General features: G+C 66.6%; 27 protein-coding genes. 10 read left to right on the forward strand and 17 right to left on the reverse strand.

Annotated elements, in window-relative coordinates; translation table 11 throughout:
* Positions 1–14: 14 nt before the first annotated feature.
* On the forward strand, positions 15–590 hold the full coding sequence (locus Sj15T_RS10730; RefSeq protein ID WP_013041008.1) for a TlpA disulfide reductase family protein: 576 nt from the start codon (positions 15–17) through the stop codon (positions 588–590).
* A gap of 81 nt (positions 591–671) precedes the next feature.
* Here the strand turns inward: Sj15T_RS10730 and Sj15T_RS10735 are convergent, their stop codons facing one another.
* Positions 672–890 carry a hypothetical protein gene (locus Sj15T_RS10735; RefSeq protein WP_253720659.1) on the reverse strand — a complete coding sequence of 73 codons (219 nt, stop codon included), beginning with the start codon at positions 888–890 and terminating at the stop codon, positions 672–674.
* A 2-nt stretch (positions 891–892) separates the two neighbouring features.
* On the opposite strand from Sj15T_RS10735, the gene Sj15T_RS10740 reads away from it, so the two are divergent.
* Together Sj15T_RS10740 and Sj15T_RS10745 are read left to right on the forward strand one after the other, a co-directional pair.
* On the forward strand, positions 893–3454 hold the full coding sequence (locus tag Sj15T_RS10740) for a TonB-dependent receptor (RefSeq protein ID WP_013041010.1): 2562 nt from the start codon (positions 893–895) through the stop codon (positions 3452–3454).
* A gap of 64 nt (positions 3455–3518) precedes the next feature.
* Positions 3519–3920, forward strand: a complete 402-nt coding sequence (locus Sj15T_RS10745) for a RidA family protein (protein ID WP_013041011.1) — start codon at positions 3519–3521, stop codon at positions 3918–3920.
* 27 nt (positions 3921–3947) lie between these two features.
* On the opposite strand, the gene Sj15T_RS10750 is transcribed toward Sj15T_RS10745, so the two are convergent.
* The 10 genes from Sj15T_RS10750 to Sj15T_RS10795 all read right to left on the reverse strand — a co-directional run bounded on the left by Sj15T_RS10750 (position 3948) and on the right by Sj15T_RS10795 (position 11687).
* Complete coding sequence (locus Sj15T_RS10750; protein ID WP_013041012.1) at positions 3948–4343, reverse strand: hypothetical protein; 396 nt, start codon at positions 4341–4343, stop codon at positions 3948–3950.
* A gap of 93 nt (positions 4344–4436) precedes the next feature.
* The gene (locus tag Sj15T_RS10755) at positions 4437–5021 is read right to left on the reverse strand and encodes a hypothetical protein (RefSeq protein WP_013041013.1); all 585 of its coding nucleotides are present in this window, start codon (positions 5019–5021) and stop codon (positions 4437–4439) included.
* A gap of 24 nt (positions 5022–5045) precedes the next feature.
* Positions 5046–5597, reverse strand: coding sequence for a demethoxyubiquinone hydroxylase family protein (locus Sj15T_RS10760; protein WP_013041014.1), 552 nt, complete (start codon positions 5595–5597; stop codon positions 5046–5048).
* Positions 5594–6079: a disulfide bond formation protein B gene (locus tag Sj15T_RS10765; protein WP_013041015.1), complete on the reverse strand. Its 486-nt coding sequence runs from the start codon at positions 6077–6079 to the stop codon at positions 5594–5596. The genes Sj15T_RS10760 and Sj15T_RS10765 overlap by 4 nt, the downstream gene beginning before the upstream one ends.
* Positions 6080–6220: 141 nt before the next feature.
* On the reverse strand, positions 6221–7570 hold the full coding sequence (locus tag Sj15T_RS10770; protein WP_013041016.1) for a S41 family peptidase: 1350 nt from the start codon (positions 7568–7570) through the stop codon (positions 6221–6223).
* A gap of 223 nt (positions 7571–7793) precedes the next feature.
* Complete coding sequence (locus tag Sj15T_RS10775; protein WP_013041018.1) at positions 7794–8783, reverse strand: nucleotidyltransferase family protein; 990 nt, start codon at positions 8781–8783, stop codon at positions 7794–7796.
* Positions 8780–9643, reverse strand: a complete 864-nt coding sequence (locus tag Sj15T_RS10780; protein WP_013041019.1) for an HprK-related kinase A — start codon at positions 9641–9643, stop codon at positions 8780–8782. Before Sj15T_RS10780 ends, Sj15T_RS10775 begins: the two co-directional genes overlap by 4 nt.
* Positions 9640–9921 (reverse strand): HPr-rel-A system PqqD family peptide chaperone, encoded by a 282-nt coding sequence (locus Sj15T_RS10785; protein WP_013041020.1) that lies wholly within the window; start codon positions 9919–9921, stop codon positions 9640–9642. Before Sj15T_RS10785 ends, Sj15T_RS10780 begins: the two co-directional genes overlap by 4 nt.
* Positions 9922–9988: 67 nt before the next feature.
* Entirely contained in the window at positions 9989–11173 is a 1185-nt protein-coding gene (locus Sj15T_RS10790; RefSeq protein ID WP_013041021.1) for a glycosyltransferase, read from the reverse strand.
* A 97-nt stretch (positions 11174–11270) separates the two neighbouring features.
* Positions 11271–11687, reverse strand: a complete 417-nt coding sequence (locus Sj15T_RS10795) for a hypothetical protein (protein ID WP_013041022.1) — start codon at positions 11685–11687, stop codon at positions 11271–11273.
* Positions 11688–11785: 98 nt separating this feature from the next.
* On the opposite strand from Sj15T_RS10795, the gene Sj15T_RS10800 reads away from it, so the two are divergent.
* The 7 genes from Sj15T_RS10800 to phoB all read left to right on the forward strand — a co-directional run bounded on the left by Sj15T_RS10800 (position 11786) and on the right by phoB (position 19120).
* Positions 11786–13042, forward strand: coding sequence for an ATP-binding protein (locus Sj15T_RS10800; protein ID WP_013041023.1), 1257 nt, complete (start codon positions 11786–11788; stop codon positions 13040–13042).
* Between the two features lie 155 nt (positions 13043–13197).
* Positions 13198–14250, forward strand: coding sequence for a substrate-binding domain-containing protein (locus Sj15T_RS10805; RefSeq protein WP_013041024.1), 1053 nt, complete (start codon positions 13198–13200; stop codon positions 14248–14250).
* A gap of 10 nt (positions 14251–14260) precedes the next feature.
* Positions 14261–15655: a phosphate ABC transporter permease subunit PstC gene (pstC, locus tag Sj15T_RS10810; protein ID WP_013041025.1), complete on the forward strand. Its 1395-nt coding sequence runs from the start codon at positions 14261–14263 to the stop codon at positions 15653–15655.
* Positions 15655–16899 carry a phosphate ABC transporter permease PstA gene (gene pstA, locus Sj15T_RS10815; RefSeq protein WP_013041026.1) on the forward strand — a complete coding sequence of 415 codons (1245 nt, stop codon included), beginning with the start codon at positions 15655–15657 and terminating at the stop codon, positions 16897–16899. The genes pstC and pstA overlap by 1 nt, the downstream gene beginning before the upstream one ends.
* 5 nt (positions 16900–16904) lie before the next feature.
* On the forward strand, positions 16905–17705 hold the full coding sequence (gene pstB, locus Sj15T_RS10820; protein WP_276525108.1) for a phosphate ABC transporter ATP-binding protein PstB: 801 nt from the start codon (positions 16905–16907) through the stop codon (positions 17703–17705).
* An 18-nt stretch (positions 17706–17723) separates the two neighbouring features.
* Positions 17724–18416 carry a phosphate signaling complex protein PhoU gene (gene phoU / locus Sj15T_RS10825; protein WP_013041028.1) on the forward strand — a complete coding sequence of 231 codons (693 nt, stop codon included), beginning with the start codon at positions 17724–17726 and terminating at the stop codon, positions 18414–18416.
* A 2-nt stretch (positions 18417–18418) separates the two neighbouring features.
* Positions 18419–19120, forward strand: coding sequence for a phosphate regulon transcriptional regulator PhoB (gene phoB / locus Sj15T_RS10830; protein WP_013041029.1), 702 nt, complete (start codon positions 18419–18421; stop codon positions 19118–19120).
* Between the two features lie 48 nt (positions 19121–19168).
* Here phoB and Sj15T_RS10835 read toward each other — a convergent pair whose 3' ends face one another.
* The 6 genes from Sj15T_RS10835 to Sj15T_RS10860 all read right to left on the reverse strand — a co-directional run bounded on the left by Sj15T_RS10835 (position 19169) and on the right by Sj15T_RS10860 (position 23243).
* Positions 19169–19348, reverse strand: a complete 180-nt coding sequence (locus Sj15T_RS10835; protein WP_013041030.1) for a Trm112 family protein — start codon at positions 19346–19348, stop codon at positions 19169–19171.
* Positions 19345–19953, reverse strand: coding sequence for an LON peptidase substrate-binding domain-containing protein (locus Sj15T_RS10840; protein ID WP_007687538.1), 609 nt, complete (start codon positions 19951–19953; stop codon positions 19345–19347). The genes Sj15T_RS10835 and Sj15T_RS10840 overlap by 4 nt, the downstream gene beginning before the upstream one ends.
* 13 nt (positions 19954–19966) lie before the next feature.
* Positions 19967–20878: a tetratricopeptide repeat protein gene (locus tag Sj15T_RS10845; protein ID WP_007687531.1), complete on the reverse strand. Its 912-nt coding sequence runs from the start codon at positions 20876–20878 to the stop codon at positions 19967–19969.
* A gap of 250 nt (positions 20879–21128) precedes the next feature.
* On the reverse strand, positions 21129–21527 hold the full coding sequence (locus Sj15T_RS10850; protein WP_049775172.1) for a DUF2141 domain-containing protein: 399 nt from the start codon (positions 21525–21527) through the stop codon (positions 21129–21131).
* Between the two features lie 35 nt (positions 21528–21562).
* On the reverse strand, positions 21563–22288 hold the full coding sequence (locus Sj15T_RS10855) for a sterol desaturase family protein (RefSeq protein WP_041386053.1): 726 nt from the start codon (positions 22286–22288) through the stop codon (positions 21563–21565).
* Positions 22289–22352: 64 nt separating this feature from the next.
* Entirely contained in the window at positions 22353–23243 is an 891-nt protein-coding gene (locus tag Sj15T_RS10860; RefSeq protein ID WP_013041033.1) for a prephenate dehydratase, read from the reverse strand.
* Between the last annotated feature and the right edge of the window lie 20 nt (positions 23244–23263).

Here is a 23263-nt window from a genome sequence, read left to right on the forward strand (position 1 = left end):
CTTTGCCCTGCGTAATGACACTGCTCCTGCTGGCTGGCCTTGGCGCGTGCGATAAGCAATCCCCGCCCGCCGGGCAAGGGCCGAACGCCACCAGCGGCGAGGCGACGGGGCCGGCGCAGAGCGGGAAGGGCGCGTTCAGCTATACGCTCGACAAGTCGAAGGCTGGGACGCCTGCCCCCGGCTTCACCTTCCAGAACCCGGACGGGAGCGATGCGAAGCTGAGCGATTTCGCGGGCAGGCCGATGCTGGTCAACCTCTGGGCGACATGGTGCGCGCCCTGCGTGGCGGAGATGCCGACGCTGGACGCGGTCGCGGCGGAATATGGCAAACAGGGCCTGGCCGTCCTCACCATATCGCAGGACAGCCAGGGCGAGGCGGTGATCAAGCCCTTTTTCGAAAAGCATCCGCTGCCGCATCTGAAGGGCTGGATCGACCCGGAAAACCAGTTCGGCTTCCACTACAATACCGGCATGCTGCCCACCACGGTCATCTATGACGCGCAGGGCAGGGAAACGGCGCGGGTGGTCGGCGCGATGGATTGGAACAGCAGGGAAGGCCGCGCATTGATCGAGGCGGCGATGGCGAGTTGATCCCCATCCCCTCCCCGCTCGTCATGCCGACCATGGCTGGCATGACGGCTGAGGGCGGAATTTAATTTAAACGAACTTCGGTCAAAAATCCGCCATGCGCGCGGCTTGCAAAATGCGCAGCGCCACATGCACCCTAATCAATTGCCATTTCGCCACGCAGCATGGCAGCCTGTCCTGATTTTTAGCGGAAATGAAGAAGAAATATTTAATTTTTTCTATCATTTTGTGCGGTGCGGTAGAGGTTTCGTCCAGGAACTTCGTTGAGCCCCTTGTCATAAATAAATGCAGAACAGGGGGCATAGATGACAAGATTATCCGCACTTCGCCTTTCATTGGTGCTGGCCTCGTCCTGGTCGGCCTGCGCGATGGCCCAGGAGGCGCAGTCGCCGCAGGTCGATGACGGCGGCGCCATCATCGTCACCGGCACCCGCGCCGTCGGCATGCAGGCAGCCGAAAGCGCCGCGCCGATCCAGGTGCTGAACCAGGAGGCGATCAGCCATGTCGGCCAGCCGAACCTGAACCAGGTGCTGACCCAGATCGTGCCGAGCTTCACGGCCCAGACGCAGGGCACCGACCTTTCCAGCTTCTCGCTTTCCGCCCGCCTGCGCGGCCTCAGCCCGAACCACACGCTGGTGCTGGTCAATGGCAAGCGCCGCCACGGCAACGGCATCCTGCAGGTGATCTCCGGCGCGTTCCAGGGTTCGGCCGCGCCCAGCATCGACCTGATCCCGCCGGACGCCATCGCCCGTGTCGAAGTGTTCCAGGAAGGCGCGGCGGCCGTCTACGGCACGGACGCCATTGCGGGCGTCATCAACTTCATCCTCAAGGACAATAACGAGGGCGGCAGCTTCAAGGTCACCGGCGGCCAATATTATGACAGCGAAGGCGAGCTGTTCTCCGCCTCCGGCAATATGGGCTTCAAGCTGGGCGAAGACGGCTTCTTCAACCTCAGCCTGTTCCACCGCCGCCAGGATTACACCACCGTCGGCACCGGCCAGGTCCAGATCACCAGGCCCGACGGCACGCTTCAGCCCAACACCCCCGCCCAATGGTCCAACCTGGCGGGCGACGCCCTGTCGGGCATCAACGGCGGCCAGCCCAAAACCTACCTGACCGAAGCCTTCTACAATATGGGCTATGATTTCGGCGGGATCGAACTGTACAGCTTCGGCGACTATGCCCGCCGCATCGGCTACGCCAAGCAGGGCTATCGCCATCCCAAGCGCATCTGCTACGAAATCGGCAATCTGAGCGGCGGCATCACGGCCGCAGCCTATGATCCCAGCATCTGCTATGGCGATACGGGTACCTGGGGCATGGTTCCGCTCCAGCATGTGATCGAGGACGAATATAGCTTCACCGTCGGCGCCAAGGGCGAGGCTTCGGGCTGGAACTACGACCTCAGCACCACCTATGGCTATCAGAAGGACGACATCTGGACCGAAAGCTCGGCCCATCGCGAAGTCTGGCAGGAAAGCTACGCCGCGTCGCTGCAGGGCATCGGGGCTCCCAACACGGTGGACAAGGCCTATGACGGCGGCTTCCGCCTGAGCCAGACCACGGTTACCGCCGACATCCGCAAAGAATTCGAAGTCGGACTGGCCGGTCCCCTCACCTTCGCGTTCGGCGGCGAATATCGCCGGGACACCTATGAGATCGTCGCGGGCGATTATTATTCGACCTACAAGACCGGCGTTCAGTCCTTCCCCGGCTACAAGTCGACCGACGCGGGCAAGTTCCGCCGCAGTTCGCGCGCGGGCTATATCAACCTAATCGCGGAGCCGGTCGAAAACTGGTCCGTCGACCTTGCCGGCCGTTACGAAGATTATACCGACTTCGGCGACACGACCATCGGCAAGATCACGACCCGCTACGACTTCAGCGACGCCTTCGCGCTGCGCGGCACGGTCAGCACCGGCTTCCGCGCTCCCACGCTGGCGGAGCAGAAATATTCGACCATCAACGTCGGCCCGACCAGCGCCGTCGCGCAACTCCCTGCCGGCACGCCTGCTGCCGTGCTGTTGGGCTTCCAATCGCTCAAGCCCGAAAAATCGACCAATTTTTCGAGCGGCGTCGTGCTGCGTCCCATCCCCAAGCTCGCCATCACCTTGGACGGCTATTATATCAAGATCAAGGATCGCATCGCCGGCACCGCTCCCCGCTTTGCGGTGCAAGGCGGCGTGACGCAGCCGGGCGGCGCCGCCATCTTCAGCGCGTTGAACGCTGCGGGCATCGTCCTTGATCCGGCGCTTCCTAACGTGGGCGTGGCTAGCTTCACCAACGGCATTGATACGCGCACCTGGGGCATCGACTTCGCCGCCGCTTATCCGATCGCGCTGGACTTCGGCAAACTCGACCTGTCACTGACAGCGAACTACAACAAGACGAAGATCACGCAGAACAAAATCCCGACGGTCTTCAGCGCCGTATCCGAAAGCAATATTGAAAGGGCCTCGCCGGAATATAAGATCGTCGCAGGCTTCCTCTTCACCAGCGGTCGCTTCACGTTCAACGCGCGCGAAACATTCTATGGCAAGACCAGCGTGCTCGTCACGCCCCAGGTGTCCTGCTCCACGCTGACGGCAGCCAACCAACCCTGCACCTATGAAGGCGTGGTCAAGGCGACGGCGCTTACGGACGTGGAGGCCAGTTACGATTTCACCGATTTCGTGACCTTCTCGGTCGGCGCCAACAATCTGTTCGGCAAGCGTCCCGAAACGCCCAGCCTGTTGCAGGGCGTCACCATCCCGGCGGGCACGTCGCCGTTCATCAACGGCGCCGGATCCTACAACAGCTATTATGGCCACAGTCCCTACAGCACGTCAGGCGGCTATTATTACGCCCGCCTCGACTTCAAGTTCTAAAGCGTCACGAAGGGAGGGCCGGTCCGGAAAGGACCGGCCCTTTTTGTATCGGGGAAATAGGCATATGAAGAAATGGCTCGCCCTGTTCCTGGCCCTCGGCGCCACGCCGCTGGCCGCGCAGCAGCCCCCTTTCTCCCCCGCCGTGCGGGCGGGCGACATTCTCTATCTTTCGGGCCAGATCGGCCGGGTGCCGGACGGCATGGACCCCCATAAGGAGGGCTTCGACGCGGCGGTTCGCGGCGCGATGGATTCGATCGGCAGGATCCTCAAGGACAATGGCCTCGGCTTCGGCCATGTCGTCAAATGCACGGTGATGCTGGACGATATGGCGGACTGGCCCCGGTTCAACGGCACCTATGTCAGCTATTTCCAGGGCAAGCGGCTGCCCGCCCGAAGCGCATTCGGCGCGGACGGGTTGGCCATGGGCGCGCCGCTGGAGATCGAGTGCATCGCGAGCTTCAAATAGAAGCGCCGATGGCGACGACCGAAGGCCCTAAGGTTCGCCCTTCGACTCCCGCATCCGCCGTTCCGCGAACCATTGCTCCAGCATCTTGGCGGTGCAGCCGGTGAAGCCGTTGCTGCCGATGGCGGAGCAACCGCCCGGCAGGGCCTGCCGCTGCACCTGCTCCATGGTCGCGACCTGGCTGCCCCAGCCGGGGCCGCCGGCAGGCTCCGGCTTTTCGCGCAGTTTCCGGGGAATGCGATAGCGTTCGGATTCGGGCTTGCGCGCGCAGACGATGATCTCGTCGCCCTGCCCCTTGGGGCAAGGATCGTCGCCATAGACTATCAGGTTGAAGATTTTTTGGGGCGGTTGCGCATGGGCCGCGCCGGCGAAAGCCAGGGGCGCCAGCGCGACGGCGGCGAGGGGAAGGGCGGTGAGGAGGCGCATCGATCCATATTCCTTGTTCGTCCCCTGTCCCGCCGTCCGGATTGCCCGGTTTGCGGCAGCCTTCTTCCAGACGGCGCGCCGCGGCGCATGCCGTCACTGCTGCGGCGTCGTTCCCTGCGGCGTCGCTTCAGCCGCACCTTGCTGCTGTTGCTGGGCGGCCCGCGCCTTTTCCTCCGCGACGGCCTGCGCCTCGATCGCCTTGCTTTCCGCATCGATGGTGGAGAGGCGCCGGGCCCGCTCCGCCTCGACCAGATCCTTCCAGTTCGCATTGTCCGCGGCCTGCCGCTCCGCCTTGGCGAGCCGCGCCAATTGCGCGAAGCAGCCGGTGGCCCCCCCGCCGCCGACCGGCGAGCAGCTTTCGGTGCCGCTGCGGCCGACATATTCCATCGACCTCACCCGTTCTCCCCAGGCCTGGTGGCTGGGCTGGTTCGGATCGCCGCGCAACGGTTCGGGAATGCGATAGCGTTCCTCCTCGCCCTTGCGGGCGCACACGACGATGTCGCTGCCCTGACTCTGCGGACAGGGATCGTCGCCATAGACGATGACCAGGTTGACGCGTTCCGACCCCGCCTGCGCGGCGGGGGGCTGTTCCTGCGGCACGCTTGGCCCCTGCTGCGCCAGCACGGGGGAAGCCGTGCCCAGCAAAAGCATGGCGGCGATCAGGCTGGTCTTCATCATGCTTCTCCTCAGATGCGCTTCGCCTTAGATATACCTAGAAAGGGCGATGGCGGCACGACAGCCCAATCGGATGGCGCCCGACAATAAGGGATAGGCCGGAGCCTGCTCCGCGCCATGGGCGATGGCGGTTTCGCGATGCTCCACCTCCTCCGCCTGGAAATCCGCGATGACGGTGGAGAGTTCCGGATCGTCCTCTCCCAATTGCTCCAGCTGCTCGGCATAGTGCCGGTCGATCTCCGTCTCGATCGCGGCGGTGCAGGCCATGGCGGCGCGCGGCCCGATCGCCGCCGTCACCGCGCCCAGGGCAAAGCCCGCCAGGTTCCAGACCGGCTGCAAGGCGGTCGGCCGCACCCCCCGCCGCGCGATCATCGCGTCGAAATGCTTGCGATGCCGTTCCTCCTGCGCGGCCATGCCGGCGATCAGGCGGGAATCGGGATGCCGATCCCCCATGACGGCCAGTTGCCCGGCATAGATGCGGGTCGCGCCGAATTCCCCCGCCTGATCGACGCGCAGCATGGAGGCGCGCTCCGCGTCGGTCACGCGGCGGCCGGGGCGCGGGAAGTCCTTTACGCTCATGCCTTGCTCCCTTTTCCGATCAGCAGCGCCAAGATGAGGAGCGCGGCCGCGCCCGACAAGAGGCCGTTATAGCCCGCCATCGAAATGCCCAGCAGGCTCCAGGGCGCCACGTCGCAGCGGGTGATCGGCGTCGCCATGATCTGGTTGAGGATGTCCGCCGGATTGCCGCCGGCCGGGCTGGTCGAGCAGGCGGTGAGCCCTTCCCACCAGCCATATTCGACGCCCGCATGGAACAGGCCGATGCCGCCGCCGATGCCGATGGCAAGGCCCGCCAGGCCCGTGAACAGCGCGCTCACGCAGGCCTTGCCGCGCATCGCATAGGCGACCAGCGCCAGCGGGATCGCGGCCATATGGGCGTAACGCTGCCACCAGCACATTTCGCAGGGGTGCATCCCCCCAACATATTGGAAGGCATAGGCGCCCGCCAGCATGGCCAGGGGAAAGATCAGCGCCAATGCGCGGGCGAGGGGCAGGTTTGTCATAGCGTTCGCTTAAACCGTCCCGCGGCTTTCGTCATGCTGAACTTGCGGTGGTGAAAGGGAACGGGGAAGGTTCTATCCGCTTTATGTAACCTGCTCCTGCGAAGGCAGGAGCAGGTTGGTTTGTGGGGGTCGCCCTCGCTGTCAGTGCGTGGCGGGTTTGCGGGCGGGAGTGGCCTGCGCCACCGCCCCGCCCGGCCTGGCCGCCAGGCGGGCGATGGTCTTCAACGCATAGTCGAGCTGGAAATCCTCGATCCCCTTCTTCTTCAACTCCTCGGCCGTGGCGGCGAAGCGGGGGTCGTCCTTGCTGTCCTCTTCCAGCGCCGCATTGTCGGTCTTGATCTCGTTGATCAGGTGCCGGCGCAGGTCGCTTTCGCGGAATTTCGGGCGATTCTTGTAATCGGGGTCGCTCAGTTGCGGCACCCTGACGTCCGGTTCGATCCCGCCTTCCTGCACGGAGCGGCCCGACGGCGTGTAATAGCGCGCCGTGGTCAGCTTGAGCGCCGTGGTGTTGCTGAGCGGCAGCATGGTCTGAACGCTGCCCTTGCCGAAGCTGCGTTCCCCCATCACCAGCGCGCGATGCTGGTCCTGCAGCGCGCCCGCGACGATTTCCGATGCGGAGGCGGAGCCAGCGTCCACCAGCACGATCACCGGCAGGCCCTTCGCGTCGTCGCCGGGCTTGGCATAATAGCGCTCGACATCGCCCTTGTTGCGGCCGCGCTGCGACACGATCTCGCCGCGCTCCAGGAAGGTGTCGCTGACCGACACGGCTTCGTCCAGCAACCCGCCGGGGTTGGACCGCAGGTCGAGGATATAGCCGGTGGGCTTGCGGCCCAGCGATTTGTCGATGCTGCGGATCGCCTGGCGCACGTCGGCGCCGGTATTGGCGGAGAAGCTGACGATGTTGATGACGCCGATGCCGTTCTTCACTTCCCATTTCACCGGCTTCAACTGGATGATCTCACGCGTCAGGGTGAGGTCGATCGGCTTGTCGCGGCCGGGGCGGACGATGGTGAGCTTGATCTGCGTGCCCGGCGCGCCGCGCATCTTGTCGACCGCCTCGTCCAGCGTGCCGCCATAGATGAGCTGCCCGTCGAGATGGGTGATATAGTCGCCCGCCTTGATCCCGGCGCGCCAGGCCGGGGTGTCCTGCGTCGGCGCGATCACCTTCACCGCGCCGTCCTCCTGCGTGACGGAAAGGCCCAGGCCGCCATAGCTGCCCTCCGTCTGGGTGCGCAGGTTCTGGAAATCGCGGGCGTCGAGGAAGCTCGAATGCGGGTCCAGGCTGGCCAGCATGCCGTCGATCGCGCCCTTGATCAGCTTTTCGTCGTCGACCTTCTCGACATAGTCGCTGCGGACCTTCTGGAACACGTCCATGAACTCGTCGAGCGCCTTGTAGCTGCTTGCCTCCCCATCGGCGAGCGCCGCGGTGGTGGCAGGGATGAGCGCGAGCGCGCCAAGGGCGACGGCGCCCCGGAAGAAATTGGATTTCATGCGTGTCCTGAGTCCTGGCATCGAAACGGCAATATAGGGCATTTCCGTGCAGACGCAAAAATCTTGCTCGCGCCCCTTCCTAGGGTGTGTGGGGGATTCAGTTCAGGGCGCGGCGAAAATAGTGGATTTCGAGAACTGGCGCGCAGCGTACTTCAGTACGTGAGCACCGGAAGCGCAGAAAGCCGCTATTTGCAGCCCGCCATGGGCTGAATCCCCATACACCCTAAACAGGCCGATGCCCCCTGCGCCATTTGGCGAACAGATGCCGCGCCAGCATGGCGGGCGGCATCCGCAGCCAATGGGACCGCAGGTAGAAGGCGAAACGCAGCAGCCTGCGCCTTTCCCGTCCCCACCCGTCGCGCGCCAGCAGCCGGGCCATGACGATCCGGTCCCAGAGCGTGAGCCGCGCCCCTTCGCCATAGAGCGCGTTGGCCAGCCGCCGCGCCTGCCGCACATGGGGCAGCAGGCCATGCCGCGCCGCCCGCGCCTCCAGCGCCGCGCCGTCAACGCCGTCGAGCAGGCAATATATGTCCCAGAGGTTGCGAAGCCCCCCCGCCAGATCGCCGTCCGCCAGCAGATGCGCCGCCGCGTGGCAGACCCGGTCCTCGGGCGAGAGCATGGACAATTGGTTGGTGATGGGAACCGCCTGCGCGATCATCGCCGCCGCATCCGGCGTCTGCCGCGCCGTCAGCGGCAGGACGGTGTGGTGCACGTCGATCATCCGGTCCCGCGCCGCATGGATCATCGGCGGCAGTTCATGCATCCACTGCCGGTAATAGGCGTCGTCATAGGGGTCGTCCTTGACCCATTCCCATCCGGCGTCGATCAGCGCCCGCTCCACCCGCTCCATCGCATCGCGCGGCACCAATATGTCGAGATCGCCGATGAAGCGCCCCTGCCCGGCGCGCAGCCCCGCCGCCGCATAGGCCGTGCCCTTGAGCAGCACGACCGGCACGTCCTGGCCGGCAAGCGCCTCCGCCGCGCGATCCGCCTCCCACAATGCCTGCCGGGCCTCGCGTTCCGCATCCAGCCGGGCGTCGGACAATATCGGCCGCACCGCCGCGGGCACGGGCCGATCCCCGATTCGCAGGGCGAGCGTGCCGATCAGCCGTTCCGCCCTCGCCATCGCGACAAGGGCGTTCCACCCGCCCGCATCCAGCGCCGCCACCCCGTCGGGGTCGCGCAGGGCCTGCGCCAGCCGCCGGGCATTCATGCCAGTTCCTCCCAGAGCCGCTCTACCAGGGCGATGGCTTCGTCGCCCGACGGAAAGTCGATGGCGCGCGCGGGGACATTCCCGACAAAGCGGCTCAACGCCGCAAAGCCCGGCTCGCCCAGCGCGACATAGTTGGTCGATGCCTGGGTCAGCCGCATGAAGACCTCCCCCTGGCCGACCGGGCGCACGTCCGCTTCATGGCCGAAACGCGGGAACAGCAGCAGCGCGGGCGGCGCGCCTTCCGTCATCCGCGCCACCGCTTCCCCGCGGGGGACGAGGTGGCGAATATCGCCCTTGGCCGTCCCCGCGAGCATCGGCCCCATGCGCTGCGCCGGCGCCTCCGCCGCGATGACGTCGATGGCGCGGTTCTTGAGCGAGACGAGGCGGGGAAAGGGAAAGATCGCCCCGGTTTCCAGGTCGAGCAGCGCGAATTCGTCGCCCATCAGCCGCCAGCCCCGCTCGCCCAGTTGCGCGGCCAGCGTCGACTTGCCGGAACCCGATTCGCCGGTCATCACCAGCGCCCGCCCATCCTTTTCCACGCTGGAGGCATGGAGCAGCAGGTGCCGCCGCCAGCCGAGCGCCATTTGCAGGTTCATCCCCATTTCCGCCGCCAGCAGCCCGTGGGCAAGGCTCATCGGCGCGGCGTCGGCCAGCCCATGATCGCCGGTGATGAAGATGGATGGCCGAAACCAGCGCCGGAACGGCCCCGCAGGCTCCAGCCGCACGGTGAAGTCGGCTATCGCGTCGGCCGGCATGGGATAATCGGCATAGAGCCGCGCCAGCGCCTCCACCGGCTGCCGCCATGCCGATCCGATGCGGAAGGTCGCCGGACCGATCGTCAGGGTCAGGTCATGGTTCACGCGATGCGGACCAGTCCAAGCGCGGCCAGTTCCGCCAGATGCGCCTCCACCAGCGGCAGGGCCTCCCCCGGCTCGCCCGGATCGTAGCGCAGGGCCAACTGCCCCAATATCTCGTCCGCCGTCAGCGCCGCGCCATCGTCCAGCGTCGCCAGTATCTCCGGCACCGGGCTGATCGTCATATTGGTCTGCCCCGATGGGCGGTGGTAGAGCAGCACCATATCCTCCAGCGCGCAGCATAGGATGGCGTCGGGGCTGTCCTGGCAATAGCGGGCTGGCATGGTTGCGGAATTCGGCCTTCGGATGGGACTGTCGCGCCATCCTTAAGACAAAGGCGTAGCCAAGTGCCTAACGCGACAAGCTGTTTTGCGCGACGCCCCGCCACCGCATGCCGCCGGATCGCGCCAGCCGGACAAAGGCGCGCAAATAGGCGTCGAGCGCGCTTTCGACGCCATGCTCCTTCACCGCCTCCCCCAGCCGCGCCGCCGGCGCTGGATGGGCGAGCGCCCAGAGGATCGCATCGGCAAAGGCATCGGCATCGCCCACCGGCACCGGCGCATGCTGGCCCGCCGCGGCGAGCACCGGGCGGATATTCGGCGTCGAATCGGTTGCGACGACCCCCGTGCCGCAACCGAGCGCCTCGATGAGCGTCGCGACGAGTCCCTCCCAGCGCGAGGGTTGCAGCAGCAGGTCGGCCTGCGCCATTAACGCCGCCAGTTCCGCCGGATCGCCGACGAAGCCCGCAAAATCCACCCGTTCCGCTATCCCCAGCCGCTCGCAAAGCGCCTTCAGGTCGCGGCGCAACGGCCCCCGTCCGACGATCTTCAGGCGCCAGTCGAGATGCTTCAGCCGGGCAAGCGCCAGAAGCGCCGTCGCATGGTCCTTCTGCTCGACCAGCCGCCCGACCATCAGGAAATGCCATGGGCGCCCGTCGGTCCTGGCTCCGCGTTGCCGCCGCAGCCGTTCCAGCAGCGGCGTGACCGTCGGGCGCGGCAGCAGCGTCACCTGCCGGCCCGCGAGCGGCCCGGCCTGCGTCAGCGTCATCCGGTCCGCCTCGCCCATCACGATGGTCATGGCGCTGGCCCGGGCGATCGCGCGGAATCGGCTGCGCCTGATCCAGGCGGACAGGCCGCGCTGGCCGGGGCGGACGATCGGGTTGGAAATCCGGCCCACCGCCCGCGTCGCCGTGCCCAGCGCCGCCAGCGCGCACAGCATGTTGCTCTGATTGCCCGCGGAATAGAGAATATCCGGGCGCCGCCGCCGCACCATGGCGGCCAGCGCGGGGAACTGCGCGATCATCGACAGCCGCCGCGAAAAGGGCGGCGCCGGTACGCGACGGACCGGCACGGCGGGATCGATGAGGCCCGCCACCGGGCCGTCAGTCCGCGTCATCCACAATTCCACGTCCACGCCGCGCTTCAGCAGATGATTGGCGAGCAGGATCGCCACCCGATCCAGGCCGCCATCGCCGGGTTCATAGAGGTAGATCGCGACCGAACAATCTTGCTTCACCCAATGGGGTGCATGGAACATGGGGCCGCCCTTGCTGCGCCTGACCGGATCGTCGAAGCCTCGACGCCGTCAACGCCATCGATCCGTAAAAGTTCGGGTGGAAATGATGCGCCCCCCCTCAGCGGGGCATTTGCAGCGATGCGTAGCAGGTGAAGCCGCTCGTCCCCGACTGGAGGCGGCGGATATAGTTCAGATAGGCCTGATTCTGCTCATAGCCGGCGCCCGGCAGCCGGCCGCCGCGCATGGCCTGGCGGACCTGTTCCCCGCTGAAGCTCTTGCCGGCGGGGAAGGCGCCCTGCGTGCCCGCCGGCACCACCTGACCGTTGGCCGCGATATAATTGCCGGCCCTGCCCTGGTCGGGAACGGGTATCGTGCAGTTGAGCACCGACGCGGCCGTGTTCGCCAGCGCCGGACGGATCGATATGATCGCCGATGCCGCGACGGCGCCGCCCATCAGCAACTGGCGGCGCGACGGCGCGGCAGGGGCATCGTCCCGCGACTCGGCTTCCTTCTGTGGGGGGAACGGCTCGCTCATGTCATCCTGATCCGCTATCGCGCTTGCCAAATTGTAAAAATTGCCGGCTACTGCGGCCCTCTTTGCAGCAAATGCCTCAAATTTCCAGCATGGTAACCATGAATCGCCTGACCGCTTCCCAGATCACCGCCTCGCTGGCCGTTCTGCTGCTCGGCACCGGGGGCGCGTTGATGATGGGCGCAGGGCCGCTCGACATCCTCCTGCCGGTGCTGGCGGCGCTGCTGGTGCTCGCCATCTGCGCGGCCGGGCCGGATCGCGCCGAACCCGCCCTGTCGACCATGCTGGCGGAGGTGCCGGACATCGTCGCCCATCCCGACGCGCGCGACCTGATGGAGGCCATGGCCGACCCGCTGATGCTGATCGAGCGGGGCCGGATCGTCGCCGCCAACCGCGCCGCTCAGCGGCTGCTGGGCGCGCATATAGAGGGGGAGGATGCCCGCATCGCCATCCGCCATCCCGCCGCCGCCGAACGGCTCGCCAGCCAGGCACCGCTGGCCGAGCCGGTGACGATCGAACTGGTCGGCCTGGGCGCCCGCGACCAGCGCTGGCAGATGCGGATCGCGCCGGTGGGGGAGGACGGCCATGTCCGGCGGCTCGTCCATCTGGCCGACCATAGCGGCGCCCATGCGGCGGAAAAGATGCGCGTCGATTTCGTCGCCAACGCCAGCCACGAACTGCGCACCCCGCTCGCGGGCATATTGGGCTTCATAGAGACGCTGGCCGACCCGGAACTGGGCAAGGACGACGAAACCCGGCAGCGCTTCCTGAAGATCATGGACGGGGAGGCGCGGCGGATGCAGCGGCTGATCGACGACCTCATCTCCCTTTCCCGCATCGAGGCGGAGAAACACAGGCTGCCCGAAAGCGCGGTCGACCTGTCCGGCCTGGTGGCCGAAGTGGTGGGCGTGTTCCGCGCCAGCCACAGCGAACGCGGGCGCGACGTGGAGATGGAGATCGCGCCCGGCCTGCCCGAAGCGCAGGGCGACCGCGCCCAACTGTCCCAACTGCTCCATAATCTGATCGGCAATTCGGTCAAATATGGCCGGGCCGGCACGCCGATCCGCGTGTCCCTGTCCGATGGGCCGAACGGCCTGTTGCGGCTGACCGTCGCGGATGAGGGCGAAGGCATCGGCCCCGATCACCTGCCGCGCCTCACCGAACGCTTCTACCGCGTCGATTCGGGGCGCAGCCGGGCGGTGGGCGGCACGGGGCTGGGCCTCGCCATCGTCAAGCATATCGTGGAACGGCATCGCGGACGGCTGGACATCGCCAGCGTGCTGGGCAAGGGCACCACCATCTCCATCCTGCTTCCCCGCTTCGCCGCCGAGGAAAAGGCGGTCGCGGCAAAGGCCTGAACGAAAAAAGACGGCGACAGCGCGGCCTTCCGCCGTCAATGTCATAAAAATGCAATCCCATTGTCACAAAGGCGCGACGTACCGCGGCTACGGCGCGTGCCCAGAGGGGGGCGGCGAAAAGCGAATCGCGGCCTTTTGACGAAGGAGATTTTCCGGTGAAGCATTTTGCCCTGATGACCGCGACCGCCGCCGCACTCACTCTTGCCGGCTGCGGCCAGCAGTCCGGCGGCGGGGCCGGCGCCACCCGCGACCAGATCCGCGCCGTCGGCTCCTCCACCGTCTACCCCTTCGCCACCGCGATTGCCGAGATGTTCGTTCAGGGCAATCCCGGCATGAAGTCGCCCATCGTCGAATCGACCGGCACCGGCGGCGGCATGAAGCTGTTTTGCCAGGGCGTGGGGGCGCAGCACCCCGACATCGCCAACGCCTCGCGCCGCATGAAGAAGTCGGAATTCGAGGATTGCCGGAAGAACGGCGTCACGGACATCGTCGAAATCCAGATCGGCGTGGACGGCCTGGCCTTCGCGGAATCGAAGAACGGTCCCGGCCTCAAGCTGACCCCCAGGATCGTCTATGAGGCGCTGGCCGCCAATCCCTATGGCAAGGGTCCGAACAAGGCGCAAAGCTGGAAGGATGTCGACCCCAGCCTGCCCGCCACGCCGATTTCCGTCTTCGGCCCGCCGTCCACCAGCGGCACCCGCGATTCGCTGGCCGAACTGATCCTGACCAAGGGCTGCGAGAGCGACCCGGCGATGAAGGCGCTCAAGGAAAAGAGCGAGGACGAGTTCAAGGCCACCTGCACCCGCATCCGCGAGGACGGCAAATATGTGGACTCCGGCGAAAACGACAATCTGATCGTCCAGAAGCTGGGCGCCAATCCCAACGCGCTCGGCGTGTTCGGCTACAGCTTCCTGGAGGAGAACAAGGACAGGCTGAAGGACGTTTCCATCAACGGCGTCGAGGCGACCTATGAAACCGTGTCCACCAGCCAATATCCCGGCGCGCGCCCGCTCTACATCTACGTCAAGAAGGCGCATATGCAGGCCATTCCGGGGCTTCAGGCCTATCTCGACACTTTCGCGGCGAACTGGGATCCCAACGGCGCGCTGACCAGGCGCGGCATGGTCGCCGCGCCGGAGGACGTGCGCAAGGCGAGCGCGGCAACCGTCAAGTCGCTGGCGGTCCTCGACGGTTCGCAGCTCAAGTAAGACAGGCGAGATGACAGGTTCCGCCACCTTCCTGCTGCTGGCTGGCCTGGGCGCCATAGCCTGGGTCAGCGCCCGCGCCCGCGCGCTGCGGCTGCAAGGCGCGGCGCGGGCCTCCGGCCGCCGCGACGCCGTGCATAGCCTGCCGGGCTATCATGGCTGGTATGTCGCGCTCTGGACGCTGATGCCCGCCGGCATCTTCCTGGCGGTCTGGGCGAATGTCGCGCCGGGCCTGGTCACGCAGGACGTGCTGGGCAGCCCGGCGGCGCAGGCCCTGCCCGCCGACGATTTCTCGCGCTCCGCCATATTGGGCGAGGCGCGGGCCATCGCCACGGGGATGCAGGCGGGGGCGTTCAACCCGCTGTCGCAGGGCCTGGTCGAACCATATAGGGACGCCATCGGCAAATATGGGCTGGCGGGCACGGCGCTGGCGATCATGCTGGCCTTTGCCGGGGGGGCCTATGCCTTCACCCGCGTCCGCCCCGATTTCCGGGCGCGCACGCGGGTCGAGCGGCTGGTGATGGCGACCCTGCTGATCGCTTCCCTGCTGGCCATCGTCACGACGCTGGGCATCGTCGCATCCCTGCTGTGGGAGAGCTTCCGCTTCTTTTCCATGGTCAGCCCCCTCGATTTCCTGTTCGGCGCCAAGTGGAGCCCGCAATCGGCCGCGCTCGGCTATGGCAATGACGACGCCTTCGGCGCGGTGCCGCTGTTCTGGGGGACCATCTTCATCGGCGCGATCATCGCCATGGCCGTCGCCATCCCGCTCGGCCTGATGAGCGCCATCTACCTCACCCAATATGCCAGCCCGACCGTGCGCAGGTGGATGAAGCCGACGCTGGAGATGCTGGCGGGCGTCCCGACCGTGGTCTACGGCTATTTCGCGGCGCTCACCATCGCCCCGGCGCTGCGCGACTTCGCCGTGGCGATCGGCATCCACGGCGCGTCTTCGGAAAGCGCGCTGGCCGCGGGGCTGGTGATGGGCGTGATGATCATTCCCTTCGTCTCCTCCATGGCCGACGACAGCATCGCCGCCGTGCCCCAGTCGATGCGCGACGGCAGCCTCGCCATGGGCGCCACCACCAGCGAGACGATCCGCCGCGTGCTGATCCCCGCCGCGCTGCCCGGCGTGGTCGGCGGCGTGCTGCTGGCCGTCAGCCGCGCCATCGGCGAGACGATGATCGTGGTGATGGCGGCGGGCCTGGCCGCCAACCTGACGCTCAACCCCTTCGCCAGCGTGACGACGGTGACGACGCAGATCGTCCAGCTTCTGACCGGCGACCAGGAATTCGACAGCGCCAAGACGCTGGCGGCCTTCGCCCTGGGGCTGGTGCTGTTCATCGTCACGCTGCTGCTCAACATCGTGGCCCTGCGGGTCGTGAAGAAATATCGCGAGGCTTACGACTGATGACCGCTGAACGCCTCCCCACCGACTGGAAGTCGGACGCGATGCGCAGGCGGATCGCCCGGCGCTATGCCGCCGAGCGCCGCTTCAGGGCCGCAGGGCTGTTCGCCGTGCTGCTGTCCGCCGCTTTCCTCGCTTTCCTGCTGTTCACCATGGTCGGCAACGGCCTGCGCGGCTTCACCGGGACGGAGATCGCGGTGAAGGTGGACTTCCCCGCCTCCCCGCTGCTGCTCGACCCCAACGCCATCACCGACCAGGCGCTCGCCAACGCCAACCTGCCGATGGTGACGGGCGAGGTCGTGAAGAAGGCGCTGGGCGCCGATGCCGAACAATGGGTGGCACCCACCGCCTGGACCGCGCTGCGCGACGCGATCAAGGCCGATCCGAAGATCCTGGCGCAGACGGTGACGATCAGGCTGCCCGCCGCCACCGCCATAGACCTGGCCGCCAAGAGCGACGGGTCGCCCGAAGCGGAAGCGGCGGTGGCCCGGCTGGATAAGGCGGGCCTGCTGACGACCGGCATCAACTGGGGCTTCCTGACCGCGAGCGACGGCACCGATCCGACCCAGGTCGGCATCTGGGGCGCGTTCAAGGGGTCGCTGCTGACCATGCTGGTGACGCTGGCGCTCAGCTTTCCCATCGGGGTCGCGACCGCCGTCTATCTGGAGGAATATGCGCGCAAGAACTGGATGACCGACATCATCGAAGTGTCGATCAACAACCTTGCCGCCGTCCCCTCCATCATCTTCGGCCTGCTGGGCCTGTCGATCTTCCTCAACTTCCTGCACCTGCCGCGATCGGCCGCGCTGGTCGGCGGCATGACGCTGGCGCTGATGACCATGCCGGTCATCGTCATCGCGGGCCGCAACGCCATCAAGTCCGTGCCGCCCAGCATCCGCGACGCGGCGCTCGGCATCGGGGCCAGCCCGGTGCAGGTGGTGTTCCACCATGTCCTGCCGCTGGCCCTGCCCGGCATCCTCACCGGCACCATCATCGGCATGGCCCGCGCCTTGGGGGAAACCGCGCCGCTGCTGATGATCGGCATGCGCGCCTTCATCGCCACGCCGCCCGGCGGGATCACCGATCCGGCGACCGTGCTGCCGGTGCAGATCTTCCTCTGGTCCGACGAAGTCTCCAAGGGCTTCGTCGAAAAGACCTCCGCCGCCATCATCGTCCTGCTGGTCTTCCTGCTCGCGATGAACGGCCTCGCCATCTACCTGCGCAACAAGTTCGAAAGGCGGTGGTGACCGCGATGACAGCCATGATGCATGAACAACAGACGCTGGCCCCTGCCGCAGAGCCCAAGATGACGGCCCGCGACGTCAGGGTCTTCTATGGCGACAAGCAGGCCATCAAGGGCGTGTCGATCGATGTCGACATGGACAATGTCACCGCCTTCATCGGCCCGTCGGGCTGCGGCAAGTCGACCTTCCTGCGGACGCTCAATCGCATGAACGACACCGTGGCCAGCGCGCGTGTCGAAGGCGCGATCACGCTGGACGGGGAGGACATCTACGCCCCCAGCATGGACGTGGTGCAACTGCGCGCCCGCGTCGGCATGGTGTTCCAGAAGCCCAACCCCTTTCCCAAGTCGATCTACGAGAACATCGCCTATGGCCCGCGCATCCATGGCCTGGCCCATGCGAAGGCGGACCTGGACGTGATCGTCGAGAAATCGCTGCGCCGGGCGGGGCTTTGGGACGAGGTGAAGGACCGGCTGCACGACAGCGGCACCGCATTGTCGGGCGGTCAGCAGCAGCGCCTGTGCATCGGCCGCGCCATCGCCGTCGAACCGGAAGTGATCCTGATGGACGAGCCATGCTCCGCGCTGGACCCCATCGCGACGGCGAAGATCGAGGAACTGATCCACGAACTGCGCGGCCGCTACGCCATCGTGATCGTGACGCACAATATGCAGCAGGCGGCCCGCGTGTCGCAGCGGACGGCCTTCTTCCACCTGGGCGAACTGGTCGAATATGGCGTGACGTCGGACATATTCACCAATCCGAAGCAGGAACGGACGAAGGATTACATCACCGGACGCTACGGCTGATACCGGGGGAGAACGGACATGGCAGAACATACGATCAAGGCGTTCGATCAGGAGATGGACAAGCTGCGCGGCCTGATCGCCGAAATGGGCGGCCGCGCCGAATCGGCCATCGAAAAGGCGATGCTGGCGCTGCAACGCCATGACGAGGCGCTGGCGGCGGAGGTCGTCGCCGACGACAAGCGCATCGACGCCATAGAGGCGGAGGTGGAGAAGCTCGCCATCGAGATCATCGCGCTCCGCGCCCCGATGGCCAACGACCTGCGCGACGTGATCGCGGCATTGAAGATCGTCGGCGTGGTCGAGCGGATCGGCGACTATGCCAAGAACATCGCCAAGCGCGTGCCCCTGATCGCCGCCAACCAGCGGACGCAGGAACCCATCGCGCTTCTTCCCTCCATGGGGCAGGTCGCGGCGGAGATGGTGCAGGATGCCCTCAACGCCTTCGCGGCGCGGGATGCGGAACTGGCCGTCGCCGTGGTCGAGCGCGACACGGTGGTGGACGATTTCTACAACAGCGTCTTCCGCACGCTCGTCACCTTCATGGTCGAAAATCCCAAGACGATCAGCGAATGCGCCCATCTGCTGTTCATCGCCAAGAATATCGAGCGGATCGGCGACCATGCCACCAATGTGGCGGAGATGGTCTATTATGCCGCGACCGGCCAGACCCTGCCCGACCGCGAACGCGGCGGCGCGGCGGCGGAGGGCTGAACATGGCGCGGGCCAGGATGCTGCTGGTGGAGGATGACGCGGCGCTGGCCGAACTGCTCATCTGGCACTTCAAGCGCGAGGATTTCGAGGTCGTCCATACGGTGGACGGCGAGGAAGCGCTGCTTCTGGCGCAGGAAAACATGCCCGACATCGTGCTGCTCGACTGGATGGTGGAAAGCCTGTCGGGCATAGAGGTCTGCCGCCGCCTGCGCCGCATGAACGGCACGGCCAACGTGCCGATCATCATGCTGACCGCGAGGGGCGAGGAGGAGGATCGCGTGCGCGGGCTCGAAACGGGCGCGGACGATTATGTGACCAAGCCCTTCTCGCCCCGCGAACTGGTGGCGCGCGTCGGCGCGGTGCTGCGGCGCGTGCGCCCGGCGCTGGCGGGCGAGACGCTGACCTTCGCGGATGTGGAGATGGACACGGTGGGGCACAAGGTCCGTCGCGGCGGCCAGGTGATCCCGCTCGGCCCCACGGAATTCCGCCTGCTCAAGCATTTCCTGGAGCATCCCGGCTGGGTCTTCTCCCGCGAGCGGCTGCTGGACAGCGTATGGGGGCAGGACAGCGACATCGAACTGCGCACGGTGGACGTGCATATCCGCCGCCTGCGCAAGGCGATCAACGCGGACGGCCGCCATCGCGACATCATCCGCACGGTGCGCTCGGCCGGCTATGCGCTGGATACCGACGGAGCGGCGTGAACCGGCGCTTGGGATCGCTGGAGACGGAAATAGGCCGGTAGCGCCGCGTCACTCCGCCATGGCCCGCGCTTCCCGCACCACCAGCACGGGGACGCCATCCCGCACCGGAAAGGCAAGCCCCGCCGCATCGGACAGCAATTCGCTCCGCTCCGCATCCCAGCGCAGCGGCATGCGCGTCACCGGGCAGACCAGCTTCGCGAGCAGCGCCGGGTCGAGCGTGGCGCTCATTGCATGGTCGCGCCGCCGTCGCGTTCGATCCGCCCGACGATCTGCATCAACTGGATGATCCGGTCGGCCCTTTCGCCCAGCGTATCCGCCTCCAGCAGGGTCTGCTTGGCCGCCGGATCGAAGGGCACGATCTGGGCGATCCCGTTCACCAGCGCCATGTCGTCCAGCCGCGACACCGCCGTCCAGTCGACCACATAGCCCAGCGCATCGGCAAAGCGTCGCGATTCCTGCTCCAGCGCCGCCCGCTCCACGGCGGAGAGGATTTCATCCTCCTGCGCAACCGGCTCCACATCCGCCTCGATCTGGCGGAAGGCGGTCGGCACGGCCAGTTCCCGCACCACCCGAAAGCGCGCAATCCCCTTCAGCAGGATATTGTAGCGGCCGCCGTCCAGCGCCTCGATATGGGTGATGTGGCCCAGGCATCCCATGTCGAACAGCGCGGGCTTCACCCCTTCTTCCCTCGGCTGGATCATGCCGATGCGCCTGTCCCGCGCCATGGCGTCATGGATCATCGCCTGATAGCGCGGCTCGAAGATATGGAGCGGCAATTCCATGCCCGGCAGCAGCAGCGCGCCCGGCAGGGGAAAGATCGAGACGCGCGCCATGCCGCAGCGCCGGTCAGGAAAAGAGAATCTGCGAAAGCCTGCGCCGCTGGGCCGCGACCCAGGGGTCTTCCAGCCCCGTCGCCTCGAACAGCTTGAGGAGCTGCGCCCGCGCCGCGCCGTCGTTCCACGCCCGGTCGCGCCGCACGATCTCCAGCAATTGTTCGGCCGCGCCGTCGCGGTCGCCATTGGCCATCAGGCCGTTCGCCAGTTCGAAGCGGGCTTCATGATCGTCCGCGTCGGCAGCCACTTTCGCCTCGATGCCCGACAGGTCGGCCACCGGCTTCGCGTCGCGGGCGAGCGCGATGGCGGCGCGGGCGCGCTCCACCGCCTGGTCCTTCGCCACGTCGGCGGGCAGGGCCGCCAGCGCCGCCTCCGCCTCGTCCAGCCGCCCCAGCGCCACCAGCGCCCGCGCCTCGCCCGAAGCGACGTCGGCATTGTCCGGCACCATCTGCGCAATCTGCTGGAACACGGAAAGCGCCCGTTCCGGCTCTCCGCCCGCCAGCATCTCCTCGCCCATGGCGATCAGCGGCGCGATTTCCTCAAGCTGCGCCTTCTCCTCCGATTCGATCGGCAACTGGCTCAGCAACTGGTCGAGATATTGCTTGAACTGCCCCTCGGTCCGCGCCTGGCTGAGGTCGGCGACAGGCTGGCCCTGGAACACGGCATAGACGGTGGGGATCGACTGGACGCGGAACTGGGCGGCGATGAACTTGTCCTCATCGACGTTGATCTTGACCAGCTTGACGCCCTTGGCCGCATAGTCGGCGCACACCTTCTCGATCACGGGCGCAAGCTGCTTGCAGGGGCCGCACCATTCGGCCCAGAAATCGACGATCACCAACTGGTTGCGCGACGGCTCCACCACATCGCGGCGGAAAGCCTCCACCGATGCCTTGTCGGCCTCGCTCAGTCCAAGGGTCGCCACTTCACTCATCTCCTGCTGCAAACGCGGTTTTCAAGCCGCCCTCATACAGCGCCTTATGTGGGGCGTCACCCCATTGGAACAAGGGAGGGTGGGCGCTTGATCTTCCCCTCCCCTTAAGGGGAGGGGATTGAGGGGTGGGGGCGTGCCTTACAGGCCAAGTCGGATGGTTGGGCGCGCCCCCACCCCAACCCTTCAAACGAGTCACGTGCCTCGTTTGAACCTAAAGGGGAGGGGCTCTGATGGTCATTTCTCAGAGGAAATATTTGACCTTTATGTCCTGCCGCACCGCCGCGCCCGTCACGGCGAATTGCGCCGAGCGGAAGCTGGGCGCGCCGAAGCGGATCGCGGGGTTGCGGGAAAAGCCCACGCCCTCGCGCGGGATGCCTGCGAACGTGTCCAGTTTTCCGTTGCCGTTTTCGTCGTGGATGATCGCGATGGCATAGGTGCCCGGCTCCATCCGGCCGAGCGCGACGGCGCCGGAGGTTACGGGCAGGGTGAAATGCCGTCCCTCCGGATCTTTGCTGCAATCGGGGAAATGGGCCGCCTGCCGCGTGACGCAGATCAGGAAATTGCCTCTGGCCGAGCGCAGGCCCTGCACGTCCATGCTGAGCGGCTGGCCCATGTCCGGCGGGGCGGCGGCCACCGCCATCGCCGCCGCCGCGACCAACAAGACCGTTCCGATTCTCACGCCGCCTCCCTGAAGCTGCCCAATCCCGCGTCGGTGCCGCACAGCCGGTCCCAGAATCGGAAATAGAGGCCGTAATTGCACGCATATCGTTCATGGTGCCGCTGGTGATGGCTCGCGGTGATCAGCCAGCGGCCTGCAGGCCCCCGCACCATCCGGCGCGGAAACATCTCCCACCCCATATGGTTGCTGACGCCCATCACCGTCATGATCGTCAGCACCACGCCCAGCGCGCCGACATGGATGGGGATCAGGAAGACCAGCGCGGGGATCACCACAGCGCCGGTAACGGCCTCCCAGGGGTGGAAGCTCATCGCGGCCCAGGCCGTGGGCGGGCGGCTGGCATGATGCACGGCATGGGCGATGCGGAAGGGCCGGGGCCGGTGCATCCACCGATGCGTCCAGTAGAACCATGTGTCGTGCGCGGCGAGGTAGAGCAGCACCGACAAAGGCAGATACCAGAGCGGAAAGGCATGGACGTCGGCATAGACCAGCGTCCAGCCATGCGCCTGCCAGCCCCAGGCGACGATGCCCGCGGGCGCGCCATAGATCAGCGCGGACGCCAGCGACCAGGCGATTTCGCGTCGGATCTGGCGGTCCAGCCCGGTATAGAGGCCCGGCCTGCGATGGCGGGTGGCCAGCGCGAAGGCCCCGCTCGCCAGCAGGTAGCGCGCGCCCACGATCAGGCTCATGGCGAGGGCGGACAGAAGGATCGCGGCGAACATGGGGCCGACCATAGGCAGTCCCGCGCCCGCCGTCACGCGCCGTTCAGGTGCGGGGACGCGGATTTTAAGTGCGGGGGCGGGCCTGGCGATAGCTGCCGAGGATGCGCACCCATTTGGTGTGGAATTCCAGTTCCGCCAGCGCCCGGTCTATCGCGGGATCGCCCGGCATTCCCTCTATGTCGCAGAAGAATTCGGTCGCCGCGAAGCTGGCCCCGCGCTGGTAGCTTTCCAGCTTCGTCATGTTGACGCCGTTGGTGGCGAAGCCGCCCATCGCCTTGTAGAGGGCGGCCGGGATGTTCTTCACCTCGAACAGGAAGGTGGTCATCACCGGGCCGACGCCCGCGGCCGGCATCTTCGGCTCTCGCGAGAGCACCAGGAAGCGCGTCATATTGTCGTCGCTATCCTCGATATTCTCCGCCACCAGCCGCAGGCCATAGAGTTCCGCCGCCAGATAGGGGGCGATGGCCGCTTCGCCGGGAACCTTCGTTTCCGCGACCAGCGCCGCCGCGCCCGCCGTGTCGGCATAGCTGACCGGCTGGATGCCGCGCTCGCGCAGATAATGGCGGCACTGGCCCAGCGCCTGCGGGTGGCTGACCGCGCTCGTCACCGGCGCGGTGTCGGCAGCCATCAGGCAGTGCCGGATGCGCAGGAAATATTCGTCGACGATGTGCAGCCCGGATTCGGGCAGCAGGAAATGCATGTCGGCGACGCGGCCATGCAGGCTGTTCTCGATCGGGATGATCGCCCGCGCCGCGCGCCCTTCCCGCACGGCGTCTATCGCATCCTCGAACGCGAAGCAGGGCAGCGGCACGCAATCGGGCGCATAATCCAGCGCGGCCAGGTGCGAATTGGCGCCCGGCGCGCCCTGGAAGGCGACGGCGCGAGCGGGATCGACGGCGGCCTTCGCGGCGAGGTCCGCGACCAGGTCGCGGGCGGGGGCGGGATAGTTTTCCATGGGCGCCTGCGCGCTTATTC

Origin of the sequence: Sphingobium sp. TA15 (assembly GCF_037101235.1) — a bacterium.
GTDB lineage: Bacteria > Pseudomonadota > Alphaproteobacteria > Sphingomonadales > Sphingomonadaceae > Sphingobium > Sphingobium indicum.